The sequence below is a fragment of the Paenibacillus canaveralius genome (assembly GCF_047238265.1).
GTDB lineage: Bacteria > Bacillota > Bacilli > Paenibacillales > NBRC-103111 > Paenibacillus_F.
In genome coordinates this window covers 5139461-5160577 of sequence record NZ_JBDFMM010000001.1, presented here as the reverse complement: position 1 = coordinate 5160577, position 21117 = coordinate 5139461, and the positions used below count along the sequence as shown (strand labels likewise).

The following is a 21117-nucleotide window of genomic DNA, read 5'->3' as shown; positions in this document are numbered from 1 at the left end:
AGGAAAGGACCGGTCCAAGTATGAAACCACGACAGTTCGTGTACCCGATTGAAGCCGCGGATGTTTAGACATGCCCGCTCGGATAAGGCGGCCGTTCTGATGTTTCTGGCGCCGAGCGCGCTGGGATTTATGATCTTCTATCTCATCCCGTTTGCCATGGGCGTGTATGATTCATTCGTGGAAAGTACAGCCGACCGCAGGTTCGTCGGTTTCGAGCATTACCGCGGGCTTCTGGCGAGCGAATCGTTCCGCAAGGCGGCCCGGAATACCGCTTCCTTTACGCTGGTCAGTGTCCCGCTGATGATTCTTCTGTCGCTAAGCCTGGCGATACTGCTTAATCAGAACCTGTATATCCGGAAATGGCTTCGGACCGCGTTCGTGCTGCCGCTTGTCGTTCCCGCGGCTTCGGTCATTCTCGTATGGCAGATTCTGCTGGACTGGAACGGATCGGTTAACGTCTGGCTGGGCCATTTCCACTGGGCGCGTGTGGATTGGATGAAGACGGATGCCGCCCAAGGCGTCGTGATCGCCGTCTATCTGTGGAAGAATATCGGGTATAACATTATTTTGTTCCTGGCGGGGCTTCAGCAAATCCCCCATGACTATTACGAAACGGCCAGGATCGAAGGGGCGGGCCCGTTTCGCCAATTCCGCAGTATTACGCTGGTCTATTTAACCTCGACGCTGTTTTTCGTCACGATCATGTCCGTCATCCATTCATTCAAGGTGTTCCGCGAAACGTACCTGATAGCGGGGGATTATCCGCAAGACAGCATCTATATGCTGCAGCACTATATGAACAACATGTTCATGTCCTTGGATGTTCCCAAGCTGACGGCAGCGGCCACACTGATGACGGGCTGTATTTTGCTTCTGGTTTTAGTCCTTTTTGCACTGGAACGCCGTTTCCGGAGTTTTCTTGAATAGCGGGGGAAGACGATTGCAACTGTTGGAGCTGTTGAAAAAAGGGACGATAACGGTCATGCTGGCGGTTATCGCAGGAATTCTCTTGATACCTATTGTGATAACTTTCACAAACTCTCTTATGACCGAGCGGGAAATCGGAATGAATTACGGGCTCATCGGCCAGATGACCGAAGCGGGTTCGGGAACGGATGCCTTCGTTAATCTGAAGCTGCTGCCCGATCTGGTCACGCTGGAACAGTACGGCGAAGTGCTCATTCATAGTCCGAGATTTATGAGGATGTTCTGGAACTCGGTTTTTCTGGTGGTTCCCATCATCGCCGGGCAGACGGCCGTAGCCGCACTGGCTGCGTACGCGTTCTCCAAACTGCGTTTTCGCGGCCGGGAGCCCCTGTTTCTCGTTTATGTCCTGACGATGCTCATGCCGTTTCAGGTGACGCTCGTGCCCAATTACATCATGGCGGATAAACTGGGGCTGCTCCACAGTCCCGGAGCCATCATTCTGCCCGGAATTTTTGCCGCTTTCGGCGTCTTCATGCTCCGGCAGTACATGCTGCACATCCCGTACGCTTATATTGAAGCGGCCAAGATAGACGGAGCCGGGCATTGGCGGATTTTCTCCACGATTATTATTCCGATGGTTAAACCGGGGATATCCGCTTTAGTGGTGCTGCTGTTCGTCGACTACTGGAACATGGTGGAGCAGCCGCTTATTTTTCTGGACGATCCGTTGGAGCAGCCGCTCTCCGTTTACTTATCCAGGGTGAATCAAGGGGAGAGAGGGATCGCTTTCGCCGCATCCATGCTTTATATGACACCGATGGTGCTGCTGTTTCTGTATGCGGAAACGAATTTTATCGAAGGCATTCAATTGTCCGGCATCAAAGGGTAGCTTCTGCAAGGGGAGGAAAGCTCGGGAATGGAGCAGGAAGCGATTAAAGATCTTAAGCGCAAAAGAAATATCCGGATCATTGCCGGTCTGTTTATCGGGGGACTGATCCTGTTCACCTTATTCGGTAATACGCTGCAGGCGCTGACTTTACCCAAAGTGAGAACGGAAAGCGCGATCTACGGAAGCCTTATACATACGCTCGAAGGAACCGGGGTTCTGCGTCCGCTTGCGGAGGAGAAGCTGGGAAGTCCTGCGGACTGGAAGGTCAAAGCGGTTCTCGTTAAAGAAGGAGACCGTGTGACAAAAGGACAGAAGCTGGTCGTCTACGACAGCAAGTCCGCCGAGCGGGAGCTGCTGGATGAAACCGCGCAGCTGGAGAAGCTGAAGATCGAGCTGCAAAACACGCAGGACCAGTTCATTGAGGCGTCCAAGGAGGGCGACGAAATGAAGGTCCGGAGCGTCAGCCGGGAGCTGGAGACGCGCAAGCTCGATATCCGCGTGCAGGAGCGCAAAATCCAAGATCTGCGGGAAAAACTGGCAGACCGGAAGGATCTGGCCGCTCCGTTCGAGGGCGTGATCACGAAAGTGAACGCCAGGGCCGGTGCTATGACGGCGGGAGAGCCCGAAATCGTGATCACGGACAGCGCCAAGGGATACCGGCTCGAATTCGCCGCCGATGCCGCACTGCTGACCAGCCTCGGTATTACGGCCGGGACGAAGCTGGAGGTAGGGCTCGGCACGCCGGATCAGCAGCCCCGGCTTATCGAGGGCACCGTTGAAGAGGCGGGGGATGCGGAACCGCTGACAACGGCGGCGAGCCCTCCCGGCGGGGAGGCGGAGGAGAGCGGGGTCCTCACGGTGACGCGGAAAACGCTGCGCGTTAAAGTGGAGGACCCGGAGCTGAAAGGCGGCGAGCGCGCCTTCGTCAAGCTCACGAAGCGTTCCGTGCAGCAGGGATTTAAGGTTTCAACCGACGCGGTCCATCAGGAGCGCGACGGCAAGTTCATTTATAAGATCGAAGAGCAGAAGGGCGCGCTGGGCAACATTTTCGTAGTCCGGAGAGTCCCGGTCCGTTTCAGCGAAGCCAACGGTTCGGAGACCGTGATTCAAACCGACAGCCTGAATGAAAAAGATCTCATTATTCTCAAAAGCAGCGAGCCCTTGCAGGATAACAACCGGGTTCGCCTGCAATAGCAAGGAATCGCTGCGAAGGCGATAACGAAGGAACATAATCGATAGAGGAGAGGATTACGAATGATGAAAAAACCTGTGTGGGTCGTGTTCATTTGTGCGGCGCTTGCAACCAGCGCTTGCGGAGCCGGGGGAAGCGGGGAGGCCGGCGGGACTTCGGCTAAAGAAAAGCCGAAAAGCAAAGACGGGAAAACCATCGTGACCCTGTCCTTAAAAAGTTCCGATCCGTTCTTCCAGACGGTCGAGAAGAAGTTCGAGGAGAAATACCCGGACATCGATTTGCAGATTCAATCCTATAAGCAGGCGAGCGAAAAATGGGGAGCCGGGGATTTTGAGAAATACGTGAAGACGACGAACACGGCTTTACTGTCGGGCAAGGGGGCGGATATTATCGAATTAAGCGATCTGCCCGTCGATAAATATGTGCACGGCAAACTTGTCGCCAATCTGAACGAGATGTTCGACCAGGACAAAACGTTGAAGAAGGAAGAATTAAACCTGAACATTTTAAGCGGGATGAAGAAAAAGGACGGCGGGTTATATACGCTCCCCGCCTCGTTCTACTTGAGAACCTACATAGGAGACGGCGATTCGATCAAGAAGGCGAATGTCCAGATCGACGATGCCAAGTGGACGTGGAACCAGTTTGAAGAAACGGCCAAAAAAGTGAGGGAGAAAGACGGGGGAGGCGGCAAAGCGAAGCGGCCCGTTTTTACGGAAGACCCGGGAGTAATCCTGCAGGAGATCATCATGGACCGTTACGGGGAGCTTGTCGATCCGGCGACGATGAAAGCGAAGTTCGATTCGCCCGCTTTCACGGATCTGCTGAAATCCATTAAGAACATGTACGACGAGAAAATAATGAAAAGTGAAACTGCCGAAGGAGAAACCGCCCTGTTTTATTCGGCCGCTTTTCTCACGCCTCAGGATATGGTCGTAAATCCGCACGAGTCTTACTCCAATCCGAAGCTGCTCCAGAAGCCGCATGCCGAGGGCACGAAGGGGGGAATCCGGATCATTCCGGTTCACGAGTTTGCGGTACAGGCCAAATCCTCCGTCAAGGCGGAAGCGTGGACGTTCCTTTCTTTCCTTTACTCTAAAGACGTGCAGTCCCTGCAGGATTTGAAAGGATTTTCCCTGCTTAAAGAAGTGAACGACAAAAAGCTGGATGAGATCCAAAAGCAGGTAAGGGCCGGAACATTTAAGCTCCCGACTGGAAAAACGGCGAAGATATCCGACGATCAGTTTAATCATTATAAACAATTGATTCGGAAAGCCGAAAGCTTCTCCGCTTTTGATATGAAAGTGCTGTCCATTATCAACGAGGAAACACCGGCCTATTTCAGCGGGCAGAAGCCGGCGGAAGAAGTGGCCAAACTGATTCAGAACAGAGCGACAACCTATTTAAACGAGTGACAAGAAGGGATCGTCTTTAAATCCGATAAAGAAAGGCCGGTCTTTTTGAAAAAAATTATCGCAGCGGCAGCGCTCGGTTTATTGGCTTTAATGAGCCTATTGGCTTACGCGTTAAGCTTCAGCCTGGATTTTCTCAGCTCCCAGAAATTCATTGTCAACGGAAAGCAGACGGAATTCTCGGTCATTGACTATAACGGACACGTGTACGTTCCCCTGCGCTTTGTAGCCGAAAATATGGTTTCCGACGTGGGATATAACGCGATTACGGGAATAACCAGTATCGACCAGCACAGTGTAAGGTTCGACGATGTCGTGGCCGCTCCCAAGCCCGAGGTCGTCTATGAGAGAAGACTCCGGAACGAGTCCGTATGGATGCAGGACATTCCCCTGCTGCAGGGGAATTCGTGCTGGGCAGGCTGTATCCAGGATCCCCAATCCGACCTCACCATGCTTGAGCAGGCGGAATATCCTGCAGTCGACGTCAAATCCGGCGCTTACATCGGAATTCGTTATCCGAAAGGGATAGAGCCGAACCGGATGGAATGCTCCTTGATCACAAAAGCGGGCGGGAAGGAAAAATATACGGTCATAAATATGGATCAAGGGAGAATCCGTCTGCCGGGAGAGCCCGGAGTCTATTCCATTTTGCTGCGTTCCTACTGGGACCAAGGCGAGACGAGTTATTTGTTCGCCGTAAAAATAAATTAGGGGCATCTCCCGGCGGCTCGGAAAGTTTGGCACGAATCATAGGTGAACGTATGAAAATCACTTTGTTAGCTTATGGTAATCCGGAAGCGGTGAAGCCTCTTGCCGCACTCGCTTCCGCGCTTAAATCCGGCGGGTACGAAGCGGAGGTGGCGGTGCCTGCCGGTTCGGACCTTTATCCGGCCTATTCCGGCACAGGCCGCGCCTGGATGCATCAGCGCGTCTGGAGATATACCGGGACGGGACAGGGCGGATCGGAGGGAGAAACTGCCGGCGGAGGAAACGGAAGTTTACGGGAAGTCTGCGCGGAATCGGATCTGATTATTTCCGACCTGCGCATGCTTGATCACGCCTTGGCCGTTTCGGATGAGCTTAACAGCAAACTTATGGCGGCGGCCCTGACTCCTCCTTGCCCCGTGTCCCGCAGTGCCGCTTTCGTATCGGGAGTTCTTCGGAAGCTTCCCTTCTTCAATGGGGCGGCGGGCCGGCGGGAACCGGGATATGCATGGCCGCTAACGGGCGAAGCGGCCCCTAACAAGGCGGTTCCCCGGGATATTCTTGTCCTGCACGCATACAGCGCATGTTTCTTGGAGAGACACGGCGAATCGGGAGGGCTGGGCGGACAGATCGTAACGGGGGAGTGGAGAAATGCGGCGGGCACGGGCGGCTCCGACTATTCAAGCAAATCCCTTGAGGATACGGGACAATGGCTGGATGAGGGAGAGGCTCCTCTTTATTTCGGGTTTAGCGGGCTGCCCTTGCAGACACAGGCGCATTGTATCCACACCGCTTTGGAGGCCTCAAACGAGCTTTCCTGCAGAGCCGTCATTGAGGCCGACTGGCAGGCACTGGGCGGGCTCCGGCATGAGCTGCCCGTAAATACGCTGCCCGTGGAGATGGCGGACTGTGACCGGCTTTTTTCCCGCTGCCGGAGCGTCATGCACCGGGGATCGTCCGCCGCCGCTCACGCAAGCTTGAGAGCGGGGATTCCCGCTCTCGTTTGTCCGGCTGCCGAGGAAGAGCACGTGTGGGGAAGGCTGACTGCCGCAGCGGGAGCGGGAAGCTGCCTGCCCCTGAACAAGGTAACCCGGAAGAGACTGACGCAAGCGTTAAGGGCCCTTGAAGATAAACGAGTGAGAAACAAGACGGCCGAGCTCGGCGCAAGCGTGAGGGGAGAGAACGGCATAGAGACGGCCATCCCGTTTATCGACCGCTGCCTAAGCTGGACGCAGTACCGGAAATTTTAGAGATCCGCGAAAATTCCGGCGTTTCGGAAGCGGAGCCGTCAAGAACAGAAGAATTCATGGGAGCGTAGTGATCCTGTGAATTCTTTTTTTATTTTACAAAAAGTTAATAGAGGAATACTCCGGAAGATAGCGAATAGAGTAAGTGAAATTAATAAATCCAATAGATATATAAATTAAAAGTGGAGAAGAAGCGTGTAACTGTGGTTGTATTCTGCCAGTAGAAAAAAAGGAGATGAGTTGAAAAGTGAACAAGAAACTGTTTACCAGCTGCTTCACCTGTTTCATGGCCATCCAGTTAGCGGCGGGATCATCGCTTGCCTTCGTCCGGCCCGCGGCCGCGGAAGAACCGGGAACGCCAGCCGCTGTTTCATCTGCCGCGCCCCGAATGCTGATTACGGAAATTGTGCCCGATTCGGGAGGGGACACGGAGGGGGGAGAAGATCCGTACGAGTACGTGGAAGTTTACAACAACAGCGATCAGCCGGTTGATTTCAAAGATTATTCGATTCTGTACCGGTATCCGGGCGAACCGGGAAAAGATTTGTTCTGGCGCCCTTACACGGATGGGCAGATTGTGATTCCGCCGGGGAAAGCGATGGTATTCTGGGCCGTCACACCCGCCGGGCAAACAAAAACCGTAGCCGATTTCAACGCGCACTTCAAGACCTCCCTCACGGAAAACAAAGACATCGTCCGCATTCCCGGCGGACTGAACAATTTGCGGGAAAGAACGATCGTCGTCGCGACCAACACGGGCCGGGACATCGTGCGGGCCAGCTATAACCAGGGCATCCTGGAAACCGCGGCGGATATGAGTATCGAGTACGGCACGCCCGATGCGGGCAGCCTGGATATGAAGAAGCTTAGCGTGCTTCAGACGAAAGCGACCCCGGGCACGTTCGATCCCGCCCATGTTCCCGCGGAGCCTGTCCGCATCGCTGCCGATTCCGCCGCACCGACCGTAAGGGATGTCACCGACACGTCCGGAATGGATCTTGTAAGTCCTATTGAGCTGACCGCCGAAGCGGAAGACGACCGGCTGCTGGCATCCGTCAATCTGTATTACAAGTCCAACAAGACCGCGGATTATAAAAAGGTCGCGATTCCCCCGGGAAAGGACGGCAAGTTCCGCTATTCCGTTGAAATGATGGAATGGTTCGGCAGTCCGTCTCTGCAGTATTATTTCGAGGCATCCGACACCTTCAACACGACGGCTGCCGCGCCCCGGACCCTCAGCCTTGCGGGGAGCGAGAAAAGTCCGGCGCTGAATGTGCGCGACGGGGAGACGCTGTCGGGAAGCCGCGTCTTGATCGGCTCTTCGGCCGCGGGGACCGGTCCGATGACGCTGACCGTCGACGGCCAAGCGGTTGCGCCGACGGCCAAGGCGCTGGAGAAAACCGCCTATTTCGTCTTCGAGGCGGACGATATCGACAAAGGGCAGAACGTCGTGACGATGGGGGCGGATACGCTTCATCTCATTCCGTTCGGGACACAGGATTACAAAACGATGGTCGTGCCCGTCCGTCCCGAGCTTTTCAAATACGGGCAGGCCAACCCGATCGCCATCCGCGCCGGTTCCGTCAACCGCCCTTATTACGAGGACAAGCCCGAAACGGGGCTGGACGATTTTAATATCCGCAACGTCCGGCTCGTTCTAGCCGACGGCACGGTTGTGAAAGACCCGAAATACGCCAATCCGGCTACCATCTTGGATATGGGGGACAACGGGCGCTTCCTGCCGGTCGTCACGTTTAATTTCGCGATTCCGGAGTCTTATTGGAAAGGGCTTTCTTACCGCTGGGACACGACAGCTTCGGCTGACGGCGCCCACAAGGTGGAAGTGAAGCTTCCGGACGGAAGCAAAGCTTCGGCCGATGTGACGGTGGATAACCAGGGGCCTGTCCTTACAACGAACATAGAGGAGGGCAAATCCTATAAAGGACCGTTCGACATCCGGGCAAGCGCCTCCGACGCGGCTTCCGGTGTGAAGTCTTTTGAAGTCAAGCTGGACGGCATGCCTATCCAGGTGCCGTACGCCGCTTCATCGGCTTTGCTGCCGCCGGGCGGGCATACGCTTCTTCTCAAGGCGGCCGACGCGGGCGGCAAGACGACGGAGAAGACCGTCAAGTTCACGACGCCCGAGGAGCTGCCGCATAAGCCGGTCCTCTTGTCTCCGGCGGAGGGGACGCAGGATGCGGACGGGAACGTTTCGCTCGAAGTATCCGTCTCCGACCCGGCAGGCGATCCGCTGAACGTGAAGTTCTTTAAAGGAAAGCGGATCACGGCGGGCGACCCGGGGATGACGGCCTATTCGCATGCTGCGGACATAGAGCCTCCGGCAGCGTTATCATTGCCGGGAGAGACGCCGTTCTCCCCGGAGGACATGGCTTCGGCGGGAACATCCGACGACCGCTACGTGACGACTGACTCCGACAGCCAGTTCCCTTACCAGCGGTTCGAGGTGGAGGTCGGCGGGGAAACGGGTGCCGGCGATCGGATCGAGCTGAACTGGGAAGGCCACAGCCTGAAAGGGCGGAAGGTCAGCCTTTACGCGTGGAACTACGGGACGCAGAAGTGGGATTCCCTTGCTTCGATGGTGGCCCCGTCCGAGGAAGATTTTACGCTTTCCGCGGCGGCAGACGCTTCTTCTTATGTGCGCAGCGGTAAAGTACAGGCGATGGTTCAGGATGAAATTCCACGCCGGGACCAGTATGATTTTACATTCGTGTCCATGCCGGATACGCAAATTTATGCGGAAATTTTACCCCAGTATTTCGAATCCCAGGTGAATTTTATCCGCGGGGCCAAAGATGACATGAATATCAAATACGTGATGCAGGTAGGAGATATCGTCAATTCCGCCGGAATTAAAGGGCAGTGGGAGCGGGTGGACAAGTTCATGAACGTGCTGGACGAAGCGGAAATCCCTTACGGGGTGGCAGCGGGCAACCATGACGTGTTTGACGGAGGGGCCAATTCGGAGCCGGATTACTCGGAATTCTCGAAATACTTCGGGGAAAGCCGGTTTAAGGACAAGCCTTATTACGGAGGTTCTTATAAAGACAACCGGGGCCATTACGATCTCATCTCGGCTGAAGGCAACGACTTTATTTTCGTCTATATGGGCTGGGATATGAGCGACGAGGATTACGCCTGGATGAACGGCGTGCTCAAGGAACATTCGGACCGTAAAGCGATCATCGTGGTGCACGAATATTTGCAGAACAACGGAAACCGCTCGGCGGCCGGTAACCGGATTTACGAGAACGTGGTCGTACCGAATCCGAATGTGAAAATGGTGATGAGCGGGCATTTTACCGGCAGCGCCCTGCGGACCGACCAGCTTGACGACGATAAGGACGGTACGCCGGACCGCAAAGTGTATCAGATACTCAACGACTATCAGGGCATTCCGAACGGAGGCGACGGATACCTCAAGCTGCTGCATTTCGATACAAGCACCGATACCGTCTATGTGAACACATACTCTCCTTATCTGGACGATTATAATTATTACGACCCGGCCAAGGATGAATTCAAGCTGTCGATGGATCTGAAACCGATGAAAAAGCGGGTGGCCACGGATAAGCTCGAAGTCAATGTATATTCGGATGAACTTATCGGAGAGGCCAAAGCCGCCAGCGGTTCGACGGCAAAAACCGTCTGGGGTCCTCTGAGCGGGAATACGGTCTACCAGTGGTATGCGGCCGCGGAGGATGCCTTCGGAGGCCGGACCTATTCGGATATCGGCACCTTTCGTACCCGGCTTGCCCTGTCCGCTCCCCAGGAAGTGAAGGCTTCCGGCGTGACGGCCGATTCCGCGCGGATCTCTTGGAATCCGGTAGCGGTGCCCGGCGGTTCCTCGTCCGTCACTTACGAAGTATACGGACCGCAGGGCTTGGCGGCGACCGTGACCGGCTCCGTATACGCATTTACCGGCCTTGAGCCGGATACGTCGTATACGTTCACCGTCCGGGCCGTGCACGAGTCGGGAGCCGTCTCGGACATGAGCCTGCCGGTCACGTTCACGACAAACATGGACCTGCCCGCTCTGGGAGCCGGCTTGCAGCGGTTTGCCGCGGCCGGTCAGGTCACTTCGCCTTTGACGAACCAGCTCGACAATGCGCTGAGGCAGGCGGCCGGTCATTTGCAGAGAGGGCAGAGCAGCCAGGCAGCGAAGAAAATAGAAGGCTTTGTGAAGCATCTTGATAACAAAGCGCATGAGGGTGCGGCCGCTCCGGAAGCACGGCAGTGGCTGCTTCTGAAAGCGCAGGCGCTTCTGCGTGTCTGGGCAGCGAAATAAATGCGGCTGACCACTGTCTTTGGCGCCAAGCCCCGCGCACGGGAAGCCTCACGCGGTGCGGAAGCGGCCGTCCAGGCGGCGGACAAGGGGTCGCCGGCATTAACCGCGCGGATTGCCTGACCGTCCAGCCAGCGCAGGCCGGTTAACCGCGCGAATTGCGGGAGTGTCCAGCCAGCGTAGGCCGGTTAACCGCGCGGATTGCGGGACCGTCCAGCCAGCGTAGGCCGGTTAACCGTGCGAATTGACCGGACCGTCCAGCCAGCGTGGATTGCGGGGCCGTACAGCCAGTGCGGGCCGGTCAGCTCCGCGGCCCGACACAAAAAAAGCCCCCGGAAGCGAGTTTTACACACGCTTCCGGGGGCTTTCCGTTTTATAAAGACAAGCTGTCCAAAGGGATCTTGAACAGGTTCTGGAGGACGCGCTCGATGGCTAGAACGGTATCGGCCTCGGTCGTCCGGAGATGGACGAATTCCAGGTTCCGGCACGTCTGCGGCACGTTGGCGAGAACACGGTCCTTCAGCTCATCCAGGAAGAAATCGCCGAATACCGCCAGCATCGTGCCCGTCAGCGCGATATGATCCGGGTTGAGCATCGTAACGATGTTGGACAGGGCCGAAACGATGGCCGTCTTGACCGCTTCGCGCAGCTCCACGGCTTGAGGCTCTTCCGCGAGTAGAGCGCCGCGGAACTGATCGACGGTTAAGCCGAGCGTCCTCTTAAGGCCGTGGGCGGAAGCCAGCGTAGTCAGGCAGCCTTTGCCGCCGCAGTAACATTCGTGGAGGTGCGGCGGCAGGAACGCTTTGTAGTGGCCGAGCTCGCCCGCTACGGAGCCGGAGCCCGTGACGAGCGTCTTGTCCACGAAAATGGCACCCCCGATGCCCCTGCCGAGCTTGAGCGTGACATTGTTCCGGGAGGAGACGAGGCGGCCGCTTATATTCTCGTTCAGCGCGAGAAGATTGGTGTCGTTCTCCAGGTAAACGGGCAGCCCGTATTCTTCTTCCAGTATCCGGCCCAGAGGAATCCGCTTCCAGCCCATGCCGGGGGAGCGGAGAAGGATGCCCTCGCTGGAGTCGACCAGCCCGTGCACGCTGAAGGAGATGCCCTTGATACCGTCCGGTTCGGGGATCTCCTTGATGAGGGCGCCGATCACCCCGCGGATCACCCGCAGCATATCCTCCTCCGTCTCGTACGAGTCCGCGCGCATTTCCGCTTCCGCCAGGCGCTCTTTGCGCAGGTTGTAAGCCGCTCCTCTGGCGTAAGTGCCGGACAGCTCGATGCCGATGGCGGAGAAACGGGAGCCGTTCAGAAGGAGCGGGACGCGTTTGCGGCCGCTGCCGCTTTCGAGCGACTGGGGTTCCCCTTCCAGGATAACTTCGTCTTCCAGCAGGCGGTTTACGATGTTCGTCACTGTCTGCTGGCTCAATCCCGTCTTCTGGGCAAGTTCCACGCGGGAGATCGGGGAATCGGAATAAATAAGATGCAGCACCTTCTGCTGGTTAATGGATTTAAGCAGGGTATGGCTTGCATGCTTGGAAGTGGACATAGAATAACCTCTTTCTTAAAACGAAGACGAAATGGATGTTATCCATTAGTTTACCATCCCCGGATAGGCGAGGGAAGGAAAGCTGGAAGAACATTGAAGATTCACCATTTTCGCCAGTTTATAGGGAATAGGGACGAATCGTTTTACAAATCTTTAAAAGAAAAACCGTGTTTTTTCTAAATATTTGTATTGAATCCTCCGGAAAAACAAGGTACGATATTAATTAATAAAATTGATTTATTTATTATTATACCACAGGATGCGTATATCGGAAAACAATTTGCCGATCACTGCCTCCGAATAATTTCCGGTTTTCCCGATCGGATCCAAACCATTTTAGCAAACATGAAAGGGGTTTCAAAAATGAGACCAAACATGAAAAGGCTTACATCTTTAGGCTTGGCGGTGGCACTGTCGGGTTCGCTGCTTGCGGGCTGTGCGGGCGGCTCCGATCCGAAAAAAGCGGGAGGGCAGGCGAGTCCCCAATCATCGGGAGAGGTGTACGATAACGGGCTCCCTAAAAATGAGAAAGTGACGCTTAAAGTGGGCTTTTTTATGGGAGGCTACGGACGGGAATGGTTTGATTACGCCGTGAAGTCCTTCAAGGAGAAGTACCCGAACGTATCCTTCGATGTCACCGCATCGGCAGACATGAAGAATATGATCCAGACGAAGGTTTCGGCCAATAACGACGCCGATATGTTTGATATTTTCAACACCACGCCTCCCGCCGGAGCGCAGGGAATCGTGTCTCTCGCCGAAGCCGGAAAGCTGGAACCCTGGGATGAACTCTTCGACAAGAAGCTGCCGGACGCGCCGGACAAAACCGTCAAGGAGCTCATTCTGCCGGGCATGTACGAGTCGTTCACGCGGGTGAACGGGAAAGTATACGAGTTTGCGTCTTCGAGTTCTTTCGGCGGGCTGTTTTACAACAAAACGTTATTCGAGAAAAACGGCTGGAACCAGAATCCGAAAACATGGGCGGAGTTTACCAAGCTTCTGGCCGACATCAAGGCGGCGGGAATCGCTCCGATAACGTTCCCGGGCGTTCACCCGAACTATTACGACTGGGCCTTCGGACCGGCGAAAATGTTTGAACTGGCCGATATGAAAGGCGGCGCGGACAAATTTATCGAGAACTACAAAACATACACAGGCCCCCAATACTTGAGTGAAGAGAGTATCGAGCATTGGAACCGGCTTTATGAGCTCGGCAAGCAGGGCTATTTCCCGGAAGGGCTTCCGGCGCTTACGCATACCCAATCCCAAATGCAGGTCATTCAAGGACAGGCCGCGATGGTGTCGACCGGCAGCCACGTGGAGAACGAGATGAAGAAAACGACTCCGGCCGATTTCAAATGGGGCTACATGGCCGTGCCGTTCCGTGACAAAGCGGATCAGAAGCTCTGGGTACGGAGCGGAATCACCAACTTCCTCTATCTGTGGAGCGGCAAGCCCGATCTGAACAAGAAATGGTCCAAGGAATTTGCCCTCTGGCTGCTTACGCTGGAAAATCAGCAGTTTGCGGCGGAGAAATCCGGCGCCCTGCCGATGCGCAAAGACTTGACGGACGATTCGTCGAAAGTGCTCAAGCTTTCAAGCTCGGCGCAGGCGATTCTGAACTATATCAAGGAAAACGACGCGCGTGCCTATAAAGCGCACAGAACGGTCAGCATTTCGGACCCGAACCTCGCCAAAGCGGTCAAGATCGTCGAAGAAGCCACCGTCAAAATCGTGCTCGGCAAGCAGGATCCGAAGCCGATCCTGGAGGAAGCGGAAGCTTTGCTTCAGAAAGCGGTCGCCGCACAGAAGAAATAAAAACCAACAAGCGGGGAGGAAACCCTCTTCGCTTTCATTTTCCTGAAAGGAGCTGACTTCCCTTGTCGGACCCAATAGCCGTGAAAGCGCCGCGAAGCTTTATCAGCCGGATAGGGCTGGATAAAGCGAAAACGCAGAAATGGATTTTTCTGATCCTTGCCATCGTGCCCCCGTTTGGAGGTTATCTGCTTTTTACGTTGTTCCCCAACGTTCTGTCCGTCTATTATGCACTGCTGGACTGGGACGGGCTGAAAAAACCGGAGTTTGTCGGCCTGAAAAATTTCGTGACGGCCCTCCAGGATGAATACGTCTGGCGGGCGCTGCGCCACAACGTGATTTTTATGCTGACCGTGCCCGCTCTTGTCATCCTGATTTCCCTGGTCCTTGCCTATCTGGTTACCTACAAGACTTACAGGGAAAACAAACTGCTGAAAATTTTATTTTTCTTTCCGAACGTCTTGTCCATTGTGGTCGTCGCTCTGCTGTGGGCGTTCATTTACGACGGAACGTACGGCCTTCTGAACGGCGCACTGGGGCTGCTCGGGATCGACTTGAAAAATTTCTATTGGCTGGGCAGCGAAAATACGGCCTTGTGGGCCCTGATCCCTCCGTGGGTCTGGGGCGGCGTCGGCCTCTACGTCATTATTTTCGTCAATGCGATGACCGCGATTCCGAAGTCTTTGTACGAGTCGGCTATTCTCGAAGGCGCCGGTCACATGACCCGCCTGTTTAAAATTACGCTGCCGCTCATTATGCCGGTGGTCCGGGTTAGCGTGCTTTTCCTGGTCGTCAGTACGCTGAAGACGTTCGAGCTTATTCTTATTATGACTAACGGGGGCCCTTCCGGATCGACGGATGTAATCGGCCTGTATATGTTCAACCTCGCTTTCGGCAAGGAGTATATCAACTACGGATACGCCTCGTCGGTAGGCATGATTCTCTTTGTGATCCTGGTGACGGCGAAGCTGCTGATGGACAAATTTTTGCCGAACCGGGGCGTCGAATACTAGTCATTACCTACGGACAGGGAGCGGATTGCAGTGAAAGAAAAACGGACGTTTATGGATGTGGTTTGGCGTCTCTGCTTGTACGCCTGGGCGCTGACGATTATTTTCCCGCTGTGCTGGGTGTTCTACGAATCGCTTAAGAGCAATCCCGAATTTTTTCAAGATATCTGGAGTTTACCGTCCAAGCTGGAATGGTCGAATTACAAAACGGCCTGGACGGAATACGGCTTCGGCAAGTCTTTGCTGAATACGCTCTATTATGTCGGCGGAAGCCTGGTAGTCAGCCTTATTTTTACGACGCTTAACGCGTACGCTCTGACCCGGCTGGAATTTAAGGGCCGCCAGGTGATCTGGGGGCTGATCATGCTGTCTTTGTTCCTGCCCGGCATCAACGCGCTCGTACCACAGTATGTCATTATGCGGGAGCTGCACCTGACCAACAGTTTGACGGGGCTTATCCTGTTATCCGCTCTTGGGGAGAGCGTCTTCTATCTGATGCTGCTGGGCGGATTTATGAAATCGCTGCCCAAAGATCTGGAAGAAAGCGCGAATATGGACGGCGCTTCGATTTTTCAGGTGTTCCTGCGCATTATTGTGCCGCTGTCCACGCCGGGGATCGTGACGGTCGCGATCTTCAAGTTTCTCGGGTATTACAACAACTTTATGGGGCCGTTCATTTACTTGAGCGATCCGGAAAAATATACGATCGCCGTACAAATGTACCAGGCGAACAAGATGATGGAATACACGGCCGACTGGGTAACCCTCTTCGCCGGGGTGACGATCGCGATGGTGCCTTCCGTGATTGTGTTCATTCTCTTCCAGAGACTGATTATGCAAGGAGCTACGCTCGGGGCGGTCAAAGGATAGCTCCGCGGCTGAAGACGGGGCTTGCCGAGTGAACAGATAGCGATATTGAAAGTACGTTTACGTGCGGAGTTCATGGAAACAGAGTGACCCGGCGCGCGTGGAATTGGGGGGGAGTGTCAGGTGAAAGTTGCTGTAATAGGCTGCGGGACAATGGGGCGTACTCATGCGGCCGAGTGGAAAAGAATGCCCGGTATCCGGCTGGCCGGCGTGTGCGACGCGCAGGAAGGGGCGGCGCGCAAATTGGCCGGCAGTCTGGAGACGGAAGCTTACGAAGATTTCGACCGGATGATCGGGGAGGCGGATCCGGATATCGTGGATATCTGCCTGCCTACCCATCTGCATAAAGAGTTTATTTTCAAAGCGGCCCGTTCCGGCAAGCATGTGATCTGCGAGAAGCCGATCGCCTTGTCGGCGGACGAGGCGGAGGAAGCGGCCTCCGAATGCAGGAAGCAGGGTGTCCGCCTGTTTATCGGCCACGTCGTCCGTTTCTTCCCGAGCTATGCCGATATCCGGTGCAAGGCCGCCGAAGGGACGATCGGCACTCCGGCGGTTCTGCACGCGAAGCGCATGGGGGCGAATCCGGGCTTGGCAAAGCCCTGGTACGCGGACAACGGCAGAAGCGGAGGCGTCATCCTTGATTTGATGATCCACGATATCGACTTCGCGCAGAGCCTTTTCGGCCGTGCCGTATCGGTGTATGCGATGAACCGGATAGAGGGGACTACCGACTACGCGCTGGCGACGCTGCGCTTCGGCGGCGGAGAGATCGCCCACCTCGAAGCGTATTGGGGCTTCCCCGGTCCGTTCACGACGGGCGTGGAGTTGGCGGGAACGGCCGGTGTGCTCCGCTTCAACAGCGAGGATGCCGCCTCGCTCCGCATATTTAAGGCGAAGGAAGCGGCGGCCGGGTCAGGGACGGCGGCTGTTCCGGTACCGAAAAGCCCGTCGACGTACAATCCGTACTACCTGGAGCTGGCGCATTTCGCGGATTGTATACGGACCGGACGGGAGCCTGAGGTGACCGCCGAAGACGCATGCAGCGCCCTGCGGACCAGCCTGGCCGTGATCGAATCCGCACGCACGGGGCGGCCGGTCAAGCTGCAGGATGCACGGAAGGGGGAGAATCGGCATGTCTACCGTTAACATCGGAATGATCAGCTTTGCGCATGGGCATGCGGCGGGGATTTACCGCCTGCTCCAAAATATGCCGGGCGTACAAGTGACGGCCATAGCGGACGAGAACGAAGCGAGGGTCCGGGACTACCTGGACGAAGTCCCCGCTATTCGCTATTACGCCGACTACCGGGAGCTGCTGGAGGAAGACTGCGATGCCGTGGTCATCTGCTCGGAGAACATCCGGCATGCGGAGATGACCGTTGCGGCCGCCCGGGCGGGAAAGCACGTGCTTTGCGAGAAGCCGCTGGGCCTGAATGCGGACGAAATGGAGCGGATGATTCAAGCCTGCGAGGACAGCGGCGTCCGCTTGATGACGGCCTACCCGTGCCGGTTTCTTCCTGCGGTCATTCAGGCCAAAACGGCGCTGGAGCGCGGGGAAATCGGCGAGATCGTGGCCGTCAAAGGAACCAACCGCGGCACGATGCCGGGCGGCTGGTTCGTCGACCCGTCGCTCTCCGGCGGCGGAGCGCTGCTGGACCACTCCGTCCATGTGCTGGATCTTCTGCACTGGATGCTGGGCAGCCGCGTGACGGAGGTTTATGCGGAAACGGCTACGCTGTTTCACGATATCCCCGTGGAGGACACGGGCTTCCTGCACGTGAAATTCGAAAGCGGCGCCTTCGCGTCGATCGACACGAGTTGGTCCCGTACCCGTTCGTTCCCTTACTGGGGAGACGTCACGCTGGAAATCGTCGGGACCGGAGGCATGCTCTCCGTCGACGCTTTCGGCCAGAAGAACGAAGTGTACAGCGACGAGGCGGACAAAGCCCGGTGGAGCTACTGGGGCGAGAACATGAACCGTTCCATGGTCGAAGCTTTTATCCGTTCCGTCCGGGAGGGCAAAGAAATGCCGGTTACCGGCAGGGACGGTCTCCGTTCCGCCGCCGTAGCCGCAGCGGCTTACGAATCCGTCCGCCGGGGCGGGCCGGTCGCATTAAACGAACACGGCAAATATTCCGTGGAATAGGGGGGCTTGCCACATGTCGGCATACAAACTGGTCGCGCTCGACCTGGACGGCACCACGCTGACCGATGACAAGCGCATATCCGAGATGAACCGGACATGGATCCGGCAGGCGACGGAGGCGGGCGTCACCGTTATTTTCTCGACGGGACGGGGCATCCAGACCGCCAAGTCGTATTGGGACGACCTCCGGCTGGATGTGCCCATGGTGCTGCTTAACGGGGCCGAGATCTGGAAAGGTCCGGGCCGGTTGTGGGAGCGCCACTATTTGTCCCGGCAGCAAATCCGCGAGCTGCATAAGCTGGCGGCCGGGGCGGATGCCTGGTACTGGGGCTACAGCGTGGAGAGCTTGACGAACCGGGAAGAGTGGATGGAGGAAATGTTCGACCGGGACTGGATGAAATTCGGGATGGGCCATCACAACCTAGGGGTCATTGCGGATCTACGCGAAGAGGTGAGGCAGATGGGCATGCTTGAAGTGACCCGTTCTGCCGATACGAACATGGAAATCTCCGCCCTCGGAGTGACGAAAGAATCCGGCGTACGTAAAGTATGCGGGCTGCTCGGGATCGGCATGCACGAGGTTATGGCCATCGGCGATCATCATAACGACCGGAAGCTCATCCAGGCCGCCGGCCTGGGCATCGCGATGGGCAACGCCGACGCGGAGCTGAAAGAAGCCGCGGATACCGTCACCGGCACGAACGGCGAGGATGGGGTGGCGCAGGCTATTCGGCGGTATATTTTCGGGCTGGATGGGGCGGCGGATTGATTTTGGGAGTGAAGCTGGTTATCCGGACGGGTAACCGGCTTTTTGTTTTGGTGAAGGGGCGCCTGCAAATCCTCAAAAAGCGGGGACTAGCCCGGAGTTTGGGGGCAGGATTAGGTGGCAGGCTTCTAGAAGGAGTAAGAGATAGAGTATTTGGCGTGTATGTGCGGCTTTCATGATAAAGATGGTGAAAGAAGCTGGAACGAATGGGCAGTAAATCAATGGGGATCCTTTATTTGCCCTAGTCGCAGGAGATGAACATGTTGAGTCCAATACTTGTTGGCGACGAGTCTACACTCGAGAAAAGCCGGTACGGCTCTATTACGGGTGAAATTTACTTTCAATTTGAAAATTTTTATTTTCCCGAACACGGGTGGAACGATTTTATCGTAGTTATTTTATGCTGGTGGAACAAATCGGTAGGGACGCTCGAAGTGTCATCCGTCGGCACGACAGTAGAATTTCTTTTTATGGACGGTCCTTTTTATGTCCGTGGTGTAAAATCAGGCGACAAAAAAGTCACCTTAAATTTCCTTCGAAGAAAAATAGAGGGCTTTGAAATACTAGCTTCGAAGGAGATTGAGATTGATAGGTTGAAAACAGCCATTGGTAAGGTTTCCAGAAAAGTTGTTAGAGAACTGCATAAGAAAAATTGGTCTACTAATGATACGGAACAGTTAGAAAGCCTGGTAAGAAAGAAAAGTCAGTAGGATGGAAAATGGAGTCATCGAATACGCGGGGATCGACGGAATAAGCTGGGAGAATCCCGAAAAGTAGAGGAGAATAACCGTGAAAACAGTTTTTTTTGCTGCAGCACAGTTATGAAGTAAACGAAATTGAATATACCAAAGTAATTGGAATCTATTCTACAAGAGATAAAGCGCAAAAAGTAATACATATAAAGAATTGCCTGGTTTTAAGGAATACCCCGAAGATTTTTATATAGATGAATATCATGTGGATAAAAATGAGTGGGAAGAAGGATTTTTGGGTTCTGCTGAACTTGAAGGTTGGTAAGCTAATAGAAAAGGAGATATAGTGAGTGGAACTAATTCAGTCCTTACAAGAAGAACTCTGTAAAAATAACATAAACGAGGCGGATTTGATTGTAGAAAAAATAGGTGAGCTCAAGCTGCTTGAAGCCGTTCCCGCATTAATAACCATCTTACTGGAAACCGACAGTAATCAGTTAAGAAACACGATTGCAATGGCGCTATCGGATATAGGATGTGAGGATGCCGTTGCTCCTTTAGTCAGTTTACTTAGTAGTCCCAAAACGATAAATTCCAGAGGAACTTTGCTATATGCTTTAGAAAGCTTTGATTGCTCCCGACACGGAGAGTTATTCACGGAATTATGGATCAAAGGAAACTACGAGGTCAAGATGCAAACAAATTCCCTTCTAAAAATAAATGTTCAACATATGTCGGAAGAAATGAAACGCACTTGCCGAAATAAATTACAGGCAAGTTTTGAACAATCGAGCGCAGACCACGAGAAATTGCAAGAAGTGCTTAAGATTTTTAATGCCAATCAATAATGGAAAAGGGCTGTCTATCTTATCTTTAGGACAGACTCCGTAATCTTTTTATGCTAAGGAAAATATCCGTCTTGTAATTGAAGGACTCTCCATATAATGAGTAATATTTCAAGAAATTGAGGTGCCTTTTTGGAAGCCGTAGAATATGCTTCTATTAATGAAATCGAAAAAGTAATTAGCACTTTTGGACGATTGGATGTTGAAAATCATGATAATCCTCGCGAATTAGTTGTTGGGATTCTGGATAAATATAACCGCGCTTTAAATGAAGAAGAGGCACAAAGGCTGCTTAGTTATGAAGGACATAATATCAAATACGAAAAGAATTTTGTTGAATTTGTATTTAATTGCATTAGAAAGTACCCGGATTTTTATATTTTTACTGGAAAATTTAAGAGTATTAATCATAGGGAATTAACGAAAAAGTTTGATACAGAAGAGGTCAATTTGGTATTAAATCTGAAAAAGAGTATCGTAGAAGATTCCTTAATAAAAGTTAGAGACATTTCTATCATAAAATTGATACTAAGCTTATCAACTAGAGAGGTTTGTTTTTCGAATTTCTTTTTTGGAAGTTTTGTGGTTATCGGAAATTTTGATTTGAGTTTCCCTGTCTATTGCAGTAACAAAGAAACATTCAATGATTGTACAAAGATGGCAAGTGAAAATGGTTTGTTTATAAGGACAACTTGAGTAAAGGCGTCCTTTTGATACAAGACGTATATGATTTACGCGATTAAAATTCATACCTG

18 protein-coding genes are annotated in these 21117 nt (G+C 54.1%); 17 read left to right on the top strand and 1 reads right to left on the bottom strand.

The features are described 5' to 3' along the window. Positions 1 to 60 precede the first annotated feature (60 nt). The 7 genes from ABC395_RS23240 (at position 61) to ABC395_RS23210 (ending at position 10678) form a co-directional block, all read left to right on the top strand. Positions 61 to 927, top strand: a complete 867-nt coding sequence (locus ABC395_RS23240; RefSeq protein WP_413006189.1) for a carbohydrate ABC transporter permease — start codon at positions 61 to 63, stop codon at positions 925 to 927. Positions 928 to 982: 55 nt separating this feature from the next. Continuing rightward, on the top strand, positions 983 to 1816 hold the full coding sequence (locus tag ABC395_RS23235; protein ID WP_413006792.1) for a carbohydrate ABC transporter permease: 834 nt from the start codon (positions 983 to 985) through the stop codon (positions 1814 to 1816). A gap of 27 nt (positions 1817 to 1843) precedes the next feature. Then, positions 1844 to 3010, top strand: a complete 1167-nt coding sequence (locus tag ABC395_RS23230; RefSeq protein ID WP_413006188.1) for an efflux RND transporter periplasmic adaptor subunit — start codon at positions 1844 to 1846, stop codon at positions 3008 to 3010. 60 nt (positions 3011 to 3070) lie between these two features. Further along, a complete protein-coding gene (locus ABC395_RS23225) occupies positions 3071 to 4423 on the top strand; it encodes an ABC transporter substrate-binding protein (RefSeq protein WP_413006187.1) in 1353 nt (450 codons plus the stop codon). A gap of 45 nt (positions 4424 to 4468) precedes the next feature. Continuing rightward, positions 4469 to 5131: a stalk domain-containing protein gene (locus ABC395_RS23220; RefSeq protein WP_413006186.1), complete on the top strand. Its 663-nt coding sequence runs from the start codon at positions 4469 to 4471 to the stop codon at positions 5129 to 5131. Positions 5132 to 5181: 50 nt separating this feature from the next. After that, positions 5182 to 6375 (top strand): glycosyltransferase, encoded by a 1194-nt coding sequence (locus ABC395_RS23215; protein ID WP_413006185.1) that lies wholly within the window; start codon positions 5182 to 5184, stop codon positions 6373 to 6375. Between the two features lie 244 nt (positions 6376 to 6619). Continuing rightward, positions 6620 to 10678: an FIMAH domain-containing protein gene (locus ABC395_RS23210; RefSeq protein WP_413006184.1), complete on the top strand. Its 4059-nt coding sequence runs from the start codon at positions 6620 to 6622 to the stop codon at positions 10676 to 10678. A gap of 370 nt (positions 10679 to 11048) precedes the next feature. On the opposite strand, the gene ABC395_RS23205 is transcribed toward ABC395_RS23210, so the two are convergent. Next, entirely contained in the window at positions 11049 to 12221 is a 1173-nt protein-coding gene (locus tag ABC395_RS23205) for an ROK family transcriptional regulator (protein ID WP_413006183.1), read from the bottom strand. Positions 12222 to 12596: 375 nt separating this feature from the next. Between ABC395_RS23205 and ABC395_RS23200 the strand changes: the two genes are divergently transcribed. The 10 genes from ABC395_RS23200 to ABC395_RS23160 all read left to right on the top strand — a co-directional run bounded on the left by ABC395_RS23200 (position 12597) and on the right by ABC395_RS23160 (position 21058). Further along, positions 12597 to 14039 (top strand): type 2 periplasmic-binding domain-containing protein, encoded by a 1443-nt coding sequence (locus tag ABC395_RS23200; RefSeq protein ID WP_413006182.1) that lies wholly within the window; start codon positions 12597 to 12599, stop codon positions 14037 to 14039. A 62-nt stretch (positions 14040 to 14101) separates the two neighbouring features. Continuing rightward, on the top strand, positions 14102 to 15049 hold the full coding sequence (locus tag ABC395_RS23195; protein ID WP_413006181.1) for a carbohydrate ABC transporter permease: 948 nt from the start codon (positions 14102 to 14104) through the stop codon (positions 15047 to 15049). A gap of 30 nt (positions 15050 to 15079) precedes the next feature. Next, the gene (locus tag ABC395_RS23190; protein WP_413006180.1) at positions 15080 to 15916 is read left to right on the top strand and encodes a carbohydrate ABC transporter permease; all 837 of its coding nucleotides are present in this window, start codon (positions 15080 to 15082) and stop codon (positions 15914 to 15916) included. A gap of 120 nt (positions 15917 to 16036) precedes the next feature. Continuing rightward, positions 16037 to 17059 (top strand): Gfo/Idh/MocA family protein, encoded by a 1023-nt coding sequence (locus ABC395_RS23185; RefSeq protein WP_413006179.1) that lies wholly within the window; start codon positions 16037 to 16039, stop codon positions 17057 to 17059. Continuing rightward, on the top strand, positions 17046 to 18059 hold the full coding sequence (locus ABC395_RS23180) for a Gfo/Idh/MocA family protein (RefSeq protein ID WP_413006178.1): 1014 nt from the start codon (positions 17046 to 17048) through the stop codon (positions 18057 to 18059). Before ABC395_RS23185 ends, ABC395_RS23180 begins: the two co-directional genes overlap by 14 nt. 13 nt (positions 18060 to 18072) lie before the next feature. After that, on the top strand, positions 18073 to 18828 hold the full coding sequence (locus ABC395_RS23175) for a Cof-type HAD-IIB family hydrolase (RefSeq protein WP_413006177.1): 756 nt from the start codon (positions 18073 to 18075) through the stop codon (positions 18826 to 18828). A gap of 257 nt (positions 18829 to 19085) precedes the next feature. Further along, on the top strand, positions 19086 to 19535 hold the full coding sequence (locus ABC395_RS23170; RefSeq protein WP_413006176.1) for a hypothetical protein: 450 nt from the start codon (positions 19086 to 19088) through the stop codon (positions 19533 to 19535). Between the two features lie 95 nt (positions 19536 to 19630). Continuing rightward, complete coding sequence (locus ABC395_RS27415) at positions 19631 to 19771, top strand: DUF7336 domain-containing protein (protein WP_459564682.1); 141 nt, start codon at positions 19631 to 19633, stop codon at positions 19769 to 19771. Between the two features lie 96 nt (positions 19772 to 19867). Then, positions 19868 to 20365, top strand: a complete 498-nt coding sequence (locus tag ABC395_RS23165; RefSeq protein ID WP_413006175.1) for a HEAT repeat domain-containing protein — start codon at positions 19868 to 19870, stop codon at positions 20363 to 20365. Between the two features lie 129 nt (positions 20366 to 20494). Then, complete coding sequence (locus ABC395_RS23160) at positions 20495 to 21058, top strand: hypothetical protein (protein WP_413006174.1); 564 nt, start codon at positions 20495 to 20497, stop codon at positions 21056 to 21058. Positions 21059 to 21117: the final 59 nt, after the last annotated feature.

Coding starts and splice junctions, on each gene's coding strand:
- ABC395_RS23225 (WP_413006187.1), top strand. CDS start 3,071: ATGATGAAAAAACCTGTGTGGGTCGTGTTCATTTGTGCGGCGCTTGCA.
- ABC395_RS23170 (WP_413006176.1), top strand. CDS start 19,086: ATGTTGAGTCCAATACTTGTTGGCGACGAGTCTACACTCGAGAAAAGC.
- ABC395_RS23235 (WP_413006792.1), top strand. CDS start 983: ATGCTGGCGGTTATCGCAGGAATTCTCTTGATACCTATTGTGATAACT.
- ABC395_RS23215 (WP_413006185.1), top strand. CDS start 5,182: ATGAAAATCACTTTGTTAGCTTATGGTAATCCGGAAGCGGTGAAGCCT.
- ABC395_RS23205 (WP_413006183.1), bottom strand. CDS start 12,221: ATGTCCACTTCCAAGCATGCAAGCCATACCCTGCTTAAATCCATTAAC.
- ABC395_RS23230 (WP_413006188.1), top strand. CDS start 1,844: ATGGAGCAGGAAGCGATTAAAGATCTTAAGCGCAAAAGAAATATCCGG.
- ABC395_RS23200 (WP_413006182.1), top strand. CDS start 12,597: ATGAAAAGGCTTACATCTTTAGGCTTGGCGGTGGCACTGTCGGGTTCG.
- ABC395_RS23175 (WP_413006177.1), top strand. CDS start 18,073: ATGTCGGCATACAAACTGGTCGCGCTCGACCTGGACGGCACCACGCTG.
- ABC395_RS23240 (WP_413006189.1), top strand. CDS start 61: ATGTTTAGACATGCCCGCTCGGATAAGGCGGCCGTTCTGATGTTTCTG.
- ABC395_RS23180 (WP_413006178.1), top strand. CDS start 17,046: ATGTCTACCGTTAACATCGGAATGATCAGCTTTGCGCATGGGCATGCG.